We start from the raw sequence: 15894 nt of genomic DNA, 5'->3' as shown, positions 1-15894 counted from the left end.
CTATTTCGGCCGCGACACGATCTCGATCATCTGGCCCTCGTCGGCATCGGGCGCATGGGTCTTGGCCTTGTCGTAGGCGGTGAGCGCGGCGCGGCTCACGGGCACGCCGGGCAGCAGCGTCTCGGCGAGACGCACGGCGTAGTCGGCATCCTTGTGGCGCAGCGCCGCCGTGAACGACGCACCGGAGAAGTTGCGATCGATCATCCGCTTGCTGTGGCGGATCACCTGCGGGCTCGCGATCGCGCCGGTCGCCAGCGCCTCGGCGACCAATTGCATGTCGAGGCCGGCCCGCTCGGCGATCGCGACGCCCTCGGCGAGGCTTGCGATCTGCACCGCACCGATCAGATTGTTGATCAGCTTGAAGACAGTGCCGGTGCCGACTGCGCCGAAGTGACGGATCGTGCTGCCGATCGGCGCAAGGAACGGCCGCGCGCGCTCGAGATCAGCCGGATCAGCGCCCACCAGCAGCGTCAGCTTGCCGGCGGCCGCCGCCTCCGGCAGGCCGGTGACGGGACAATCGATATAGATGAGGCCGCGGCTGTGCAGCTCGCGCGCCATATCGAGCGTGTGCTGATACGAAACCGTGGAACATTCGATGGCGAGCGTGCCGGCCTTCATGGTGGCAGCGGCGCCGTCCCGGGTCAGCCAGACGGCGCGCGATGCCTCGTCGTCGGCGACCATGGTCACGACCGCATCGGCGTCGATCGCGGCATCCTCCGGCGAGGTCGCCCACAGCGCGCCACGCGCGATCAGGTCCTCGGCCTTGGCTTTGCTCCGGTTCCACACCGCGACAGTGAAGCCGGCATCGAGGTAACGGCCGGCCATGCCGTGGCCCATGCGTCCCAATCCGATGAAGGCGACGCGCGGCATGACCTAATCTACATCCTCGACAGAGCCGGGCCCGGTGCCGAAGGCACGCTGCGCCAGCGTCGCCGCCATGAACTCATCGAGATCGCCGTCGAGTACCCCCGAGGTGTCGGAGGTCTGCACACCGGTGCGCAAATCCTTCACCATCTGGTAGGGCTGCAAGACATAGGAGCGGATCTGGTGACCCCAGCCGATCTCGGTCTTGGCGGCCTGGTCGGCGGCCGCCTGCTCCTCGCGCTTCTTCAGCTCCATCTCGTAGAGCCGCGCGCGCAGCATGTCCCAGGCCTGTGCGCGATTCTTGTGCTGGGAGCGGCCGGCCTGGCAGACCACCGCGATGCCGGTCGGGATGTGCGTCAGGCGCACCGCCGACTCGGTCTTGTTGACGTGCTGACCGCCGGCGCCGCCCGACCGCATCGTGTCGGTGCGGACATCGGACTCCTTGATCTCGATCTTGATGCTGTCGTCGATCACCGGGAAAATCTGCACCGACGAGAACGACGTGTGCCGCCGCGCGTTGGAATCGAACGGCGAGATGCGCACCAGGCGATGCACGCCGGCCTCGGTCTTCAGCCAGCCATAGGCATTGTGGCCGGAGATTTGGATGGTGGCGGACTTGATGCCGGCCTCTTCACCCTGGGACTCCTCGAGGAACTCGATCTTGAAGCCGTGCTTCTCCGCCCAGCGCGTGTACATGCGCAGCAGCATCTGAGCCCAGTCCTGGCTCTCGGTGCCGCCGGCGCCGGCATGGACTTCGAGATAGGAATCGAACTTGTCGGCCTCGCCAGACAGCAGCGCTTCCAGCTCGCGCCGCGCGACCTCCTTCTTGAGGTCCTTGAGCGCCTTCTCGGCCTCGGCAACCACGGCCGCATCGTTCTCGGCCTCGCCGAGCTCGATCATGCCGATATTGTCCTCGAGCTCGCGCTCGACCTTGCCGATGCCCGACAGCGCGTCCTCCAGCGAGGTGCGCTCCTGCATCAGCCGCTGGGCCTTCTGGGGATCGTTCCAGAGATTGGGGTCTTCAGCGAGCTTGTTCAGCTCAGCGAGGCGTGCCGTCGATTGTTCGACGTCAAAGATGCCTCCTCAGCAGCCCGACTGACTGCTTGATCTCTTCAACAAGGCGTTCGATTTCCGCGCGCATGGTCTTTCAGGTGTTGGTGAAAAAGCTTGCCGGGGATGTAGCGACCGGCGCGGCAAAGCGCAATCGGCTTGGCCGCGCTATCCCGGCGATTTGGATCGGCCTACCGCTAGTACAGTCCCCCGGTTCCCGGCCGCATGAAGAAGCCGCCATCCGGCTGTCCGCCACTCTGCGACGGCTGCGGACCAGGTGGTGGGCCGCGGCCATCGGCATCGGCGACACCGATGACCGAGTAATTGTCCGGCGGCGCAGTGCCCGGCTTGAAGGCTTCGAGGATGGTGTTGCCGCTATCGCCCGGGCCGGCGCGCATGCCGGTCTTGGCGTCGACGCGGATCAGCTTGATGCCGGCCGGGACCTTGAACGGCGTCGGCGGCTTGTCGGCGAGCGCAAGCTTGAGGAAGTCGCGGGCGATCGGCGCCGCCACGTGGCCGCCGGTCGCGGTGCGGCCGAGATTGCGCGGCTTGTCGTAGCCCATGTAGACGCCGACCGCGAGATCCGGCGAGAAGCCGACGAACCAGACGTCCTTCTCGTCGTTGGTGGTGCCGGTCTTGCCGGCGATCGGCTTGCCGACCTCCCTCACGACGGTCGCCGTGCCGCGCTGGACCACGCCTTCCATCATCTCGGTGATCTGGTAGGCGGTCATCGGATCGAGCACCTGCTCGCGGCGGTCGACGAGCTGCGGCTCCGGCTGGTTCTTCCAGCCGCCCGGCGCGTCGCAGCCGCGGCATTCGCGGGTGTCGTGCTTGAAGATGGTATGGCCGTAGCGGTCCTGGATGCGATCGATCAGCGTCGGCTTCACGCGACGGCCGCCATTGGCGAACATCGAATACGCCGTGACCATGCGCATGACGGTCGTTTCACCGGCACCCAGCGCATACGACAGATAGTTCGGCAACTCGTCATAGACGCCGAAGCGTTTTGCATATTCGCCGACCAGCGGCATGCCGATGTCCTGCGCGAGCCGCACCGTCACGGTGTTGAGCGACCGCTGCAAAGCGTTGCGCAGCGTGGTCGGGCCGTAATACTTGCCGGTCGAATAGTTCTCCGGACGCCACACGCCGGCACCCTGCCCCTGATCGATCTCGATCGGCGCGTCGATCACGGTGGTCGACGGCGTATAGCCGTTGTCCAGCGCCGACGAGTACACGATCGGCTTGAACGACGATCCGGGCTGCCGGTAGGCCTGCGTCGCGCGGTTGAACTGGCTCTGGTCGAACGAGAAGCCGCCGACCATCGCGAGCACGCGGCCGGTCCACGGATCCATCGCCACCATGGCGCCGGAGACCTCAGGCAATTGCCGCAGGCGATACTGGCCTTCGACAGCGTTGCCGTCCTTGGTCACCAGCGGGTCGGCATAGATCACGTCGCCCGGCTGTAGCACCTGCGAGACCGCGGTCGGCGCTTTGCCCTTGGTCTTGGCCCAGCGCACGCCGTCCATCGTGATGATGCCGGTCTGCCGCTCCTTGCTGACCGCGCCGCCGAGCTCGCGGCCCGGCTGGAAGCCGATCCGCGCCGACTGATCGCTGGTCTCGAGCACGACTGCCATCCGCCACGGCGAAATGTCGGAGAGCGATTTGACGTCGGCAAGCTTGACGCCCCAGTCGCCGGAGACGTCGAGCTTCTGCAGCGCGCCGCGCCAGCCCTGCGCCTCGTCGTAGTTGACGAGACCGGCGACCATGGTCTTGCGCGCCATCACCTGGATCTTGGGATCCAGCGTGGTGCGGACCGACAGGCCACCCTCGTAAAGCTTCTTTTCGCCGTAGCGCTCGAAGATGTCGCGGCGGACTTCCTCGGCGAAATATTCGCCGGCGAAGATGTGCGCGCCGTTCGAGCGGCTGGTGACGTTGAGCGGGTCCTTGCGCGCCTTGTCGGCGTCGGCCTGCTTGATCCAGCCGTTCTCCAGCAGGCGGTCGATCACGTAGTTACGGCGCTCGATCGCGCGGTCACGGTTGCGGACCGGATGCAGCGCGGCCGGCGCCTTCGGCAGCGAGGCGAGATAGGACGCCTCCGCGATCGTCAGCTCGTTGACCGACTTGTCGAAATAAACCAGCGACGCCGCCGCGATGCCGTAGGCGCCGAGCCCGAGATAGATTTCGTTCAAATAGAGCTCGAGGATACGGTCCTTGGAATAGGCGCGCTCGATGCGCATCGCCAGCAAGGCTTCCTTGATCTTGCGCGCGAACGAGACCTCGTTCGTCAGCAGGAAGTTCTTGGCGACCTGCTGGGTGATGGTCGAGGCACCCTGCGGGCGGCGGTTGGAGCCGTAGTTCTGCGCGTAGAGGATCGCAGCGCGCGCCATGCCCTGATAGTCGATGCCGCCGTGCTCGTAGAAGTTCTTGTCTTCGGCGGCGAGGAACGCGTTGATCACGAGCTTCGGCACCGCCTGGATCGGCAGATAAAGCCGGCGCTCCTTGGAGTATTCGCCGAGCAGCGCGCCATCGGCGGCATGCACGCGGGTCATCACCGGCGGCTCATAGTCCTGGAGCTGCGAGTAGTCGGGCAGATCCTTGGAGAAATGCCAGATGGCGCCGGCGACGGCGGCGACACCGACCAGGAACACGACGGTTCCGGCGGCGAACAAGAAACCCATGAACCGCACGAGCAGGCGCATTATCGACGTTCCGTTCCTACCCTCCGGCGCTCAATCGTCAGAAGCGCCTGTCCAAAAGTGCGAAGCCTCACACCACGAAGGCTCACATAGCGAGGCCTTTGCAGCGAGGCCTTTGCATCGAGGCCTTTACATCAAAGCCTTTTCATCAAAGTCTTGGCCCAGCGAGCCGCCTTGCGCACGCGAATATACAAGAGCCGCCGGACAATATGGTCGATTCTGCGGACCTGCGGTCCTTTGTCTATAGCGTCGCCGCTGTGGCCAAACTAGGGCTTCCGCGCAACGGGCCCGGCTTTTCAGGCGGCCAATTTCAGTTTGCCGGTCCGGCAGTTGCCAGCCGTTTGGCGAAGAACGTGTCGATCGCCTGGACCATCGATCCGACGGCCTTGTTCCGCCAGTTCTCGGAGACCAGATGCTCGAGGTCGCCCTTGTTGGAGACATAGCCGATCTCCACCAGAACGGACGGCACGTCGGGCGCCTTCAGCACCCGGAAGCCGGCCGATTTCAGCGGATGCTTGTGCATCCGCACCGTGGTCTTCATCTCGTCCATCAGCAGACGAGCGAAACGGTTGGAGAAGGTCTTGGTCTCGCGCTGCGCGAGGTCGATCAGGATGTCGGCGACCTCGGTCGGCTCGTCGGTCAGGTTCACGCCGGCGATCGCGTCGGCCTTGTTCTCCGCTTCCGCCAGCCGTTCGGCCTCGGCGTCGGACGCCTTGTCGGACACGGTGTAGATCGTGGCGCCCTGGGCGTCGCCCTCGCGGCGCGGCAAGGCATCGGCGTGGATCGAGACAAACAGCGCCGCGGATTGCGAGCGCGCGATCTTCACCCGGTCGTTGAGCGGGATGAAGGTGTCGTCGGACCGGGTCATGACCACCCGATATTTGCCCGACTTCTCGATCCGGTCGCGCAAAGCGAGGCCAAAGCCCAGCACCAGGTTCTTCTCGGTCTGGTCGCCGGACTGGGTGCCGTTGTCGATGCCGCCGTGACCGGGATCGATCACGATCAGCGGGCGCGAGTCGGTGACCGCGACCGGTGGCAGCGCGGCCGTGGTGACGGCTGGAATGGTCGCGGTGGTGGATTCGGAAATCGCCGGCTTCAATTCGGGCCGGCTCTCCGGCGCGAGCGACTGCACGAAGCTGGTGCGATCGACCTGCTCGAAATCCAGCACCAGCCGCGGCGGCTGGCCGTTGGCGGCATCGAGCACATAGGAATTGGCGATCTTCACCGGGCCGCTCATGTCGAACACGATTCGGGAGCCGCCGGGCATCACGAGGCCATAGCGGAACGCCTTCACCAATCCCCGCGCCGCCGAGCCGGTGCCGGCAGCGAGCTGGAAATTGACCTGCGGGATATCGACCACGACACGGTAGGGGTCGGCCAACGGAAAGGCGCGAAACTCGATCTTTCGGTCGAGATCGAGGATGAAGCGGGTCTGCTTGTCGTCGCCGGCAAGCCTGGCGCCGGATGCGACCGGGAAATTCGCAGCACTGGCGGCGGAGGCGCTAGCGGTCGGCGCCGGCTGGCTGTCCTGTGGACCCTCGGCCGCGCTCGGGGCGCTCGCCACGGCAAGCGCCAATGCTGCAGCGCACATCAGCCCGCATCCCAGGAAAACAAGGTGTTTTGCGCGGTTCTCCACCCGATTCGGAGCCTCCCAGCTGCTTCTTACCGCATTAGAACCACACGGTTAATCGCACCCTAATGACGCGCGGGCGAAAAGAGCCGAGTGTTGCGGCGGCGTGACGCTTCCCTTGCACGCGGCGGGCAATCCACGTATGAACGGAGTGCTGACGGCTAGTACTCCCGGTTGTGTCGCGTTCAGCCTCTCGGTGCAGCGGTGGAACCTTCCAAGTCGAAGATCCCGCCGTGTTTTTCCGGTCCCTCCCCAGCCAGCGCCGCGCGCGGCTGACACGGAGAGGCGGATTCAAGCCCGAGCGGCGTCCGGTCCCAGACACACTCCCTCGCCAGAGGGACGGTTTGAGACACGGCGTAACCGATTATCCGGCCCCTTGGGGCCTCGATATGCGATGGCCGGCAGGCGCTTCGGCGCCAGGCGGGGCCTTCAGCAAAAGATACGGCGGTAATTTTCGCCGCCAACATGTTTAGACGGGCCGACGCTTAATGCGCCAGACTGCATTGCCGACCAGGATCCCCCCAATGATCGCGCTGACGCGAGGTGAAAACTTCGCCCGTCGCATCATCCCGGTGGGCTCCCGTCCGGCGCTGCGCCGCGAGACGCGTTTTGGCCTTCCCCTCACCCCCGAATCAGGTGGACCGTCGCGTCACCGGGCGGCGCAGTTTGCGCGCGCCATGATCCGCGCCCGCCGCCGTCAAGAGCTCCAAAATGCCCAACAAGATGTTGATCGATGCCACCCACCCGGAAGAAACCCGGGTCGTCGTGGTCCGTGGCAATCGCGTCGAAGAGTTTGATTTCGAGACCGCCCAGCGCAAACAACTGCGCGGCAACATTTACCTCGCCAAGGTCACGCGCGTAGAGCCGTCGCTGCAGGCTGCCTTCATCGAATATGGCGGCAACCGGCACGGCTTCCTGGCCTTCAGCGAAATCCATCCCGACTACTACCAGATCCCGGTCGCCGACCGTCAGGCGCTGATCGAAGCCGACGAGCGCGCCCATCGCGAGGCCGAAGAAGAGCACGAGAACCGCGGCCATCGCCGCCGGTCGCGCCATCGCAATGCGCGCCGCCGCGGTCATGGCGACCGCGTCCAGAGCGAGGTGATCGAGGGTGCAGGCGACGCGCAGGCGCTGCCGGCAGCCGAGGCTCACGAACATCCCGTCGATGCCGGGCATCATGAACACGATGCCGAGCATCACGAGCACGGCGTGGCCGCCTATGAGGGTCACGAGCATGATGCGCATCACGACGACCACGATCATCACCACGATCATGAGCATGAGCATCACCACGACCATGGTCACGACGATCATGACCACGATGATCACGATCATGCGCACGATCACGATCACGCCCCCGTAACGAACGAGGCACCGGCCGCCGACGCTCCGTCCGACCCCGTCGTCGCGGTGGTCGAAGCCTCCGTTGCATCAGCTGCGCCGGAATTCGTCGAGACCGCCGAGGTCAATCATGAGCCCGAGCGGACCCATGAGGAGCAGGTCGCGGAAAACGCCGCGCATGCCGACGACGCGCCGCATGTGGCTGAAGGCGAAGTCCACGCCGCGGCCGATGAGCACGGCCTCGCCGAATACGCAACGCTTGCGGACGGAGCCGCGCCCGAGGCTCGGCATGGCGACGATGCCGGCGAAGACGATGACGAGGATGACAGCGAGGACGGCGAGGAAGAAGATGTCGTCGAGTCCGTCGGCGGCGACGACGTGCTCGAGGAGGTTCCGGAGCGCGCGTTCCGCCCGCGTCGCCAGTACAAGATCCAGGAAGTGATCAAGCGCCGGCAGGTGATGCTGGTGCAGGTCGTCAAGGAAGAGCGCGGCAACAAGGGCGCCGCGCTTACCACCTATCTGTCGCTCGCCGGCCGTTATGCCGTGCTGATGCCCAACACCGCGCGTGGCGGCGGCATCAGCCGCAAGATCACCTCCGCCCAGGACCGCTCGCGGCTGAAGGAAGTGGTGCAGGACCTCGACGTGCCCGAGGGCATGGGGATCATCCTGCGCACCGCCGGCGCCTCCCGCAGCAAGCCGGAGATCAAGCGCGACTTCGAATACCTGATCCGCATGTGGGAGACGGTGCGCGACCTGACCCTGAAGTCGCAGGCGCCGACCCTGGTCTACGAGGAAGGCTCGCTGATCAAGCGTTCGCTGCGCGACCTCTACAACAAGGAGATCGACGAGATTCAGGTGGCGGGCGAAGCCGGCTACCGCGAAGCACGCGACTTCATGAAGATGCTGATGCCGGCCAATGTGCGCGCGGTGAAGCAATATCGCGACGGCCAGCCGCTGTTCTCACGCATGGGCGTCGAAAGCCAGCTCGACGCGATGTTCTCGCCGACCGTGCAGTTGCGCTCCGGCGGCTACATCGTGATCAACCAGACCGAGGCGCTGGTCTCGATCGACGTCAACTCCGGCCGCGCCACGCGCGAGCACCATATCGAGGACACCGCGCTCAAGACCAATCTGGAAGCCGCGGAAGAGGTCGCGCGTCAATTGCGTTTGCGCGACCTCGCGGGCCTGATCGTCATCGACTTCATCGACATGGACGAGAAGCGCAACAACCGCGCGGTCGAGCGCAAGCTGTCCGACTGCCTGCGCCAGGACCGTGCCCGGATCCAGGTCGGCCGCATCTCGCATTTCGGCCTCCTGGAAATGTCGCGCCAGCGCATCCGCGCCAGCATGCTGGAGAACTCGACCGAGCCCTGCCCGCAATGCGGCGGAAGCGGTCACGTCCGTTCGGTCTCGTCGGTGGCGCTGCAGCTCCTGCGCGGCATCGAGGAAATCCTGATGAAGGGCGCGACCCACAATCTGGTGGTCCGCACCCGCACCGACGTCGCGCTCTACGTGCTCAACCACAAGCGCGGCCATCTGCGCGATCTCGAGGAATCCTTCCGAGTCTCGCTATCGGTCGTCGCCGACGCCACGGTGCACGGCCAGCAATCCTACATCATCGATCGCGGCGAGCAGGTGCATACGCTCGAAGCCGCCAAGGCGCTGCTTGCCGCGCAAGCTGCCGCTGCGCCGGCGCAGGTCGATGAGCCCGATGACGAGGAAGAACTGTTCGAATACGAGGCCGAGATCGAGACCGACGAGACCGAAGGGCTCGTCGACGACCGGGCGGCCGGCGAAGAAGCAGGCGCCGCTGAGGGCGAAGGCGACGGCCAACGCCGCAAGCGCCGCCGCCGGCGCCGCGGCCGTGGTGGCAGCGAAGCGCGCGAAGGCGCTCCGCAGCCGCGCGAGGACGGCGATCTGATGCATGTCCAGCCCGATGGCACCGAGGTGGTTGCCGCGAGCGAAGCGGAAGGCGATGAGGACGAAGGCGACGAAGCCCAGGGCGCTGCCCGTGACGACCAGGCCGGCAACGGCGATCGCCGCCCGCGGCGCCGCGGACGCCGTGGCGGCCGCCGCCGGCGCGGCACTGGCGGACCGGATGACGGTCTTGCCGGATCGATCTCCGACGAGCTGAGCCCGGTGGCAGCACCTGAAGCCACGGACGCGGTCGCCGATTTCGATAGCCACGACGCGGAGCCGGCCCCCTCGCTCGCGCAGCCTGAGCTGTTCGCGCAGCCGACGGAATGGCAGCCGATCGAGACCGCGCCGGTTGAGGCGATCGCGGCACCCGAGCCCGAACCCGTTGCAGCACCCGCGGCCGAGGACACGACCGAAAGCGACCGCGCGCAGCGGCGCCGCTCGACGGTGCGCGAAAAGGTCAGCTTCGCATCGAGCCCGCAACCTGAGACAACATCGGCGCTGGCTCAGAGCCCGACGGAGCAACCTGCCCCGGCCCCTGAACCCGCAGCCTCTGTTCCGCAGTCCGCACCGGACGCCGCCACGGCCGAGGCTCCGGCCCGCAAGGGCTGGTGGTCGCGCCGCTTCGGTGGCGGCGGCGACTAGCACCACCTGGAAGTCAAAACGCCCGGTTCGCGCCGGGCGTTTCTATTAGACAGGCCATCCGTTCGTCAGGCGCCGGCGTGACGGAGCCTGACGGAGACGGATCCCAATGCAAAGCGCGATCGTTCTTGGCGGCGGCATGGTGGGTGTCAGCACGGCGCTGCACCTGCAACGTCACGGCTGGTCTGTGACGCTCGTCGACCGCAAGGAACCGGGCCGCGAAACCAGCTACGGCAATGCCGGCATCATTCAGAGCGAGGCGGTGCGGCCCTATCCGATGCCGCGCGATCCGGCCACACTCGCCAGGATCGCGATGGGACGCACCAACGACGTGCGCTATCGCCTGGCCTCGTTGCCCCGACACGCCGGCCCGCTGTTGCGCTATTGGTGGAACTCGACGCCCGAGCGGCACCGCGAAGCCACCATCGCCTGGGCGCGCCTGATCGCCTACGCCACGGCGGAGCACGACACGCTGATCCGCGATGCGCATGCCGACAATCTGATCCGCCGCGCCGGCTATCGCCTGCTGCATCGCGACCCGGCGGCACTGGAGCAGGCGATCGCAGTCGCCGAAGAGAACCGGCGTGACTTCGGCGTGCAGTTTCGCGTGCTTGATGGCAGCGAACTCGCCCGGGCCGAGCCATTGCTGCGCGACGACCTCCCCGGTGCCATTCACTGGCTCGGGCCCTGGACCGTGTCGGACCCCGGCGGTCTGGTCTCGGCCTATGCCGGATTGTTCGAGCGTCTCGGCGGAACGCTGCTGCGCGGCGACGCGCAGACGCTGACGGAGACCGCAACCGGCTGGTCGGTCGACACGACCGACGGCCGGATCGATGCCGCCCATGTCGTCGTCACGCTCGGGCCGTGGTCACCGCAATTGCTGCGCAAGTTCGGCTACCGGATCCCGCTGGTGCGCAAGCGCGGCTACCATATGCACTATCAGGGCGGCCGCTCGCTCGACCTGCCGCTGGTCGACACCGCGAATGGATATGCGATGGCGCCGATGGCCAAGGGGATCCGCATCACCACCGGCGCGGAGCTGACCAGCCCCGATGCGCCGGCGACGCCGATCCAGCTTGGTCATGCCGAAGCGGCCGCACGCGAGCTGATCGAGATCGGCAGCCGCGTCGAGCCCGAGCCCTGGTTCGGCACCCGCCCCTGCAGCACCGACATGCTGCCGGTGCTCGGGCCAGCGCCGCGCCATCGCGGGCTGTGGGTGAATTTCGGTCACGGCCATCAGGGCTTTACGCTGGGCCCGGCAACGGCGCGGGTGCTGGCCGAAACGATGAACGGCGAGGCATCCTCCGTGGACACCTCGCCGTATCGGCTGGACCGGTTCTGACGTCGAACTAGTCCGTCGTCAGCGCGGTCTCCATGTCCGTCGGGTCGATCTGCCGGGCGAGATTGGCATTGAGCTTGTCGCGGTCGAGCTCGCCCTCCCACCATGCGACGATCACGCAGGCGACGCCGTTGCCGCACAGATTGGTCAGCGCACGGCACTCGCTCATGAACTTGTCGATGCCGAGCACGATCGCCATGCCCGGCACCAGCCGCGGATCGACCACTGCAAGCGTCGCCGCCAGCGTGATGAAGCCCGCGCCGGTGATGCCGGAAGCGCCCTTCGAGGTCAGCATCGCCACCACCAGGATCGTGAGCTGCTGGCTGAACGAGAGGTCGTAGCCCAGCGCCTGCGCGATGAATAGCGTCGCCAGCGTCATGTAGATGTTGGTGCCGTCGAGGTTGAACGAATAGCCCGTGGGCACCACGAGGCCGACCACGGACTTCGAGCAGCCGAGACGTTCGAGCTTCTCCATCAATGACGGCAGCGCGCTCTCGGAGGACGAGGTGCCGAGCACGATCAGGAGCTCGTCCTTGATGTAGGCCAGGAACCTGAAGATCGAGAACCCGGCGATCCGCGCGATGATGCCGAGCACCACGAGGACGAACAGCGCGGCGGTCAGATAGAACGTCGCGATCAGCCCCATCAGATTGAGGATCGCGCCGGTGCCGAACTTGCCGATGGTGAAGGCCATCGCACCGAACGCACCGATCGGCGCCGCCCGCATCACGATCGAGATCACGCCGAACACCGCATGCGCGGCGTCGTCGATGAACGAGCGGATGGTGTGGCCGCGCTCGCCGAGGCCCATGATCGCAAAGCCGAACAGCACCGAGAACAACAGCACCTGCAGGATCTCGCCCTGCGCGAAGGCGCCGACGACGGTGTCCGGAATGATGTGCAGCACGAAGTCGACGCTCTTCTGCGCCTCCGCCTGCTTGGCATAGCCGGCAACCGCCTGCGCGTTCGCCGCCGCATTGCCGAAGCCCGCGCCCGGCTTCACGATGTTGCCGATGAGCAATCCGATCACCAGCGCGAAGGTCGAGACGACCTCGAAATAGACCAGCGCCTTGACCCCGATGCGGCCGACCTTCTTGGCATCCTGGATATGGGCGATGCCGGACACCACGGTACAGAAGATGATCGGCGCGATCACCATCTTGATCAGCTTGATGAAGCCGTCGCCGAGCGCCTTGATCCACTCGTTGGTGGCAATGCCGGGCCACAACCAGCCGACCAGCGCGCCGAGCACGATCGCGATCAGAACCTGGACATAGAGAATCTTGTACCACGGCTTGCTACCGGCAGACGCCGGTGAAGACGTGGCAACGGTTGCCGCTGCCATGTGTCACTCCCCCTCAGAAATGGCGGAAATAGCCAAGATCAACTTGGCCGTTCAAGTCAAATGGAACTGTGTGGGCCCTGCCGTTTATCCGCGGCGATCTGTCGCGTGCTGCTGCGCCGAAACCCGGGCCAGCGCTTGCGAAATCGATCCAACAGACAAGACGGAGGGCTGTTGAAGATTGCGGGCTATTTAAGCCAATGCGCGATCCGCGCAACTGCTTCCTGCATCTCCGCCGCGGAACGCGCATAGGAAAATCGGATGAAGGCGCGGCCGTGGATCGGATCGAAATCGACGCCCGGGGTCGCTGCGACATGCGCCTTCTCGAGCATCTCGCTGGCGAAGGCGAAGCTGTCGGCGGTGAAGTCGGAGACGTCGGCGTAGAGATAGAACGCGCCGTCGGCCGGCAGGAACTTGGTCAGCCCGGCCCTGGGCAGGCCTTCGATCAGGATGCGATGGTTCTCCTGGTAGCCGCGCTTGATCGCCTCCATCTCCTCGCGGCCCTCGAAGGCCGCTTCGGCCGCGATCTGCGACAAGGTCGGCACCGAGATCGACAGGTTCTGCTGCAGCCGCTCGATCGGCCGCACCAGCACGTCGGGCACCACCATCCAGCCGACGCGCCAGCCGGTCATGCAGAAGTACTTCGAGAACGAGTTGATCACGAGCGCGTTCGGCGACAGCTCCGCCGCCGTCACCGCAGGAAATGCGTAGTCGAGGCCGTGATAGATCTCGTCGGAGATGAAGCGGATGCCCGCGCTGTCGGCGGCCGCCATCAGGCTCGACAGCGCCTCGCGCGACATCATCGTGCCGGTCGGATTCGCAGGGCTGCCGACCAGCACGCCCTTCAGCGGCGTCTTGCGATGGGCGGCCAGCAGCGCCTCCCCGGTCAGCGCGTGGCGGGTGTCGCCGGAGGTCTCGATCAGCACGGGCTCGCAACCGAGCGCGGTCAGGATGTGCCGGTAAGGCGGATAGCCCGGCACGGTGACGGCGACCCGGTCGCCCGGCTCGAACATCGCAAGAAACGCCAGGATGAACCCGCCCGACGAGCCCGTGGTGACGATGATGCGCTCGGCATCGACCGCGCAGCCATAAGTGTCGCGGTAATGCCGGGCGATGCGCGCGCGCAGACTGGGAATGCCGAGCGCGGAGGTGTAGTCGATCCGGCCGCCGGCAAGCGCGGCCTGTGCGGCGGCAATTGCCGGCTTCGGCGCCCCCTCGGCGGGCTGCCCCACCTCCATGTGGATGACATGGCCGCCCGCCGCCTCGATTCGTGCCGCGGCGGCCATCACGTCCATCACCATGAACGGCGGAACATCGCTCCGGCCGGACGCTGTCAAAAGGCTGCTCACACGGTCTCTCGCTGTCGCTTCACGCATGGTTTTCTGCTATTGCACGGCCGCTGCCGAATTCGGGTTCCGATACCGGCGACCGCCCCAGACTGGCCGCATTCGGTGGCTCCTTATAACGCTTTCAGGCCAAGTGAATACCCGGTTCGCGTGAAGAAGAACTGCAAAAACAACAGACTGTGCCACGCGCCTGCCTCGGTCGGGCCGGGAACCGGACCTTGCCGCGGCGCGGCCAGAAATCGCCGATAGATCGCCCATGCTGTTTCGCCACGCGCTTCGCGCCAGGACCCTGAAGCCCTCTGCGTTCAAGCTGACCGCATTGCTCACTGCGGTTGCGCTCGCGGTTGGTCCCGTCGTTCCAGCGCGAGCCCAGCAGAAGGGCCCGCCGGTGCTGCGCGACACCGAGTCCGAGCAGTTGCTGCGCGAATATACCAGGCCGATCCTGCGCGCCGCTGGCCTCGAGAAGCAGAACATCCAGATCGTGATCATCAACGACGGCTCGTTCAACGCCTTCGTCGCCGACGGCCGCCGCATCTTCGTCAATTACGGCGCGCTGCTGCAATCGGAGACGCCGAACCAGATCATCGGCGTGCTGGCGCATGAGACGGGCCATCTGGCCGGCGGCCATCTTGCCAAGATGCGCGAGCAGCTCGCGCAGGCGCAGACCCAGATGATCATCGCGATGCTGCTCGGCGTCGGTGCGCTGGCCGCAGGCGCTGCGGGCGGAGGCGTTGGAAACGGCCTCTCCAGCGCCGGGGCCGCCGCGATCTCGGCGCCGCAGTCGGTCATTCAGCGCACGCTGCTCTCCTACCAGCGCCAGCAGGAGGAAAACGCCGACCGCGCCGGCGTCAAGTTCCTGAACGCGACCGGCCAGTCCGCCAAGGGCATGTACGAGACGTTCAAGCGCTTCACCGACGAGAGCCTGTTCGCCGCGCGCGGCGCCGACCCCTATCTGCAATCGCACCCGATGCCGGTCGACCGCGTCTCGGCGCTGCAGGACCTGGCGCGCTCGAGCCCCTATTGGGACAAGAAGGACGATCCGGCGCTGCAGCTGCGTCACGACATGATGCGCGCCAAGATCTCGGGCTTCATGGAACGGCAGGACACCGTCTACCGCCGCTATCCGCTGTCCAATACCAGCCTGCCGGCGCGCTATGCTCGCGCGATCACCACCTATCTGCACGGCGATCTGCGTTCGGCGATCGCCCAGATCGACGGCTTGATCCAGGTCCAGCCGAACAATCCCTATTTCTACGAATTGCGGGGCCAGGCGCTGCTCGAAGGCGGCCGGCCGGCCGAGGCCATCGCGCCGCTGCGCCGCGCGGTGCAGCTTTCCGGCAGCTCGCCGCTGATCGAGATGCTGCTCGGCCAGGCCCTGGTCGCCTCCGACAACAAGGCCTACACCGACGATGCGATCAACATGCTGCGCACCGCCGTGGCGCGCGAGCCCGAGGCGCCGCTCGGCTATACCCAGCTCGCGATGGCCTATGGCCGCAAGGGCGACTATGCCCAGGCCGACCTTGCCTCGGCGCAGGCCGCCTATCTCCGTGGCGACAACAAGACCGCCCGCGAGCTTGCGTCGCGCGCCAAGACGCGGTTCGCGATCGGCACGCCCGGCTGGGTCAAAGCTGACGACATTGTGAGCGCCAAGCCCATGCCGGGTCAGAAAAACAACTAGAAATAAACCGTAGTTCCATACAACGATCACCGAAACCGGCCCGCGGCCC

The 15894-nt window shown here is 66.1% G+C and carries 9 protein-coding genes; 3 read left to right on the top strand and 6 right to left on the bottom strand.

Annotated elements, in window-relative coordinates; all coding sequences use genetic code 11:
- The 4 genes from HAP47_RS19020 to HAP47_RS19005 form a co-directional block, all read right to left on the bottom strand.
- Positions 1-870 (bottom strand): NAD(P)-dependent oxidoreductase, encoded by an 870-nt coding sequence (locus HAP47_RS19020; protein WP_173643341.1) that lies wholly within the window; start codon positions 868-870, stop codon positions 1-3.
- 3 nt (positions 871-873) lie between these two features.
- Positions 874-2005 (bottom strand): peptide chain release factor 2 gene (prfB, locus tag HAP47_RS19015; protein WP_173643340.1). Its coding sequence is split into 2 segments (ribosomal slippage): positions 874-1935 and positions 1937-2005, totalling 1131 coding nucleotides; the frame shifts between segments, so codons are not numbered across the junction.
- Positions 2006-2111: 106 nt separating this feature from the next.
- On the bottom strand, positions 2112-4613 hold the full coding sequence (locus HAP47_RS19010; RefSeq protein WP_173643339.1) for a penicillin-binding protein 1A: 2502 nt from the start codon (positions 4611-4613) through the stop codon (positions 2112-2114).
- Between the two features lie 307 nt (positions 4614-4920).
- Complete coding sequence (locus HAP47_RS19005) at positions 4921-6246, bottom strand: N-acetylmuramoyl-L-alanine amidase (protein ID WP_173643338.1); 1326 nt, start codon at positions 6244-6246, stop codon at positions 4921-4923.
- A gap of 705 nt (positions 6247-6951) precedes the next feature.
- Between HAP47_RS19005 and HAP47_RS19000 the strand changes: the two genes are divergently transcribed.
- Both HAP47_RS19000 and HAP47_RS18995 read left to right on the top strand, forming a co-directional pair.
- Positions 6952-10143 carry an Rne/Rng family ribonuclease gene (locus HAP47_RS19000; RefSeq protein WP_173643337.1) on the top strand — a complete coding sequence of 1064 codons (3192 nt, stop codon included), beginning with the start codon at positions 6952-6954 and terminating at the stop codon, positions 10141-10143.
- A gap of 106 nt (positions 10144-10249) precedes the next feature.
- Positions 10250-11482, top strand: a complete 1233-nt coding sequence (locus tag HAP47_RS18995) for an NAD(P)/FAD-dependent oxidoreductase (protein ID WP_173643336.1) — start codon at positions 10250-10252, stop codon at positions 11480-11482.
- Positions 11483-11489: 7 nt separating this feature from the next.
- On the opposite strand, the gene HAP47_RS18990 is transcribed toward HAP47_RS18995, so the two are convergent.
- Both HAP47_RS18990 and HAP47_RS18985 read right to left on the bottom strand, forming a co-directional pair.
- Positions 11490-12824 (bottom strand): dicarboxylate/amino acid:cation symporter, encoded by a 1335-nt coding sequence (locus HAP47_RS18990; protein ID WP_173643335.1) that lies wholly within the window; start codon positions 12822-12824, stop codon positions 11490-11492.
- Between the two features lie 185 nt (positions 12825-13009).
- Positions 13010-14197 carry a pyridoxal phosphate-dependent aminotransferase gene (locus tag HAP47_RS18985; protein WP_173643334.1) on the bottom strand — a complete coding sequence of 396 codons (1188 nt, stop codon included), beginning with the start codon at positions 14195-14197 and terminating at the stop codon, positions 13010-13012.
- Positions 14198-14423: 226 nt separating this feature from the next.
- On the opposite strand from HAP47_RS18985, the gene HAP47_RS18980 reads away from it, so the two are divergent.
- Entirely contained in the window at positions 14424-15845 is a 1422-nt protein-coding gene (locus HAP47_RS18980; RefSeq protein ID WP_173643333.1) for a M48 family metalloprotease, read from the top strand.
- Positions 15846-15894: the final 49 nt, after the last annotated feature.

It is taken from the genome of Bradyrhizobium sp. 41S5, from assembly GCF_011516665.3.
Classification (GTDB): domain Bacteria; phylum Pseudomonadota; class Alphaproteobacteria; order Rhizobiales; family Xanthobacteraceae; genus Bradyrhizobium; species Bradyrhizobium quebecense.
This window is presented reverse-complemented; position numbering and strand designations above follow the sequence as displayed.

Excerpts from the sequence above, each read along its gene's own strand:
- HAP47_RS19010 (WP_173643339.1), bottom strand. The coding sequence starts at position 4,613 with ATGCGCCTGCTCGTGCGGTTCATGGGTTTCTTGTTCGCCGCCGGAACC.
- HAP47_RS18990 (WP_173643335.1), bottom strand. The coding sequence starts at position 12,824 with ATGGCAGCGGCAACCGTTGCCACGTCTTCACCGGCGTCTGCCGGTAGC.
- HAP47_RS18980 (WP_173643333.1), top strand. The coding sequence starts at position 14,424 with ATGCTGTTTCGCCACGCGCTTCGCGCCAGGACCCTGAAGCCCTCTGCG.
- HAP47_RS19020 (WP_173643341.1), bottom strand. The coding sequence starts at position 870 with ATGCCGCGCGTCGCCTTCATCGGATTGGGACGCATGGGCCACGGCATG.
- HAP47_RS19000 (WP_173643337.1), top strand. The coding sequence starts at position 6,952 with ATGCCCAACAAGATGTTGATCGATGCCACCCACCCGGAAGAAACCCGG.
- HAP47_RS18995 (WP_173643336.1), top strand. The coding sequence starts at position 10,250 with ATGCAAAGCGCGATCGTTCTTGGCGGCGGCATGGTGGGTGTCAGCACG.
- HAP47_RS18985 (WP_173643334.1), bottom strand. The coding sequence starts at position 14,197 with ATGCGTGAAGCGACAGCGAGAGACCGTGTGAGCAGCCTTTTGACAGCG.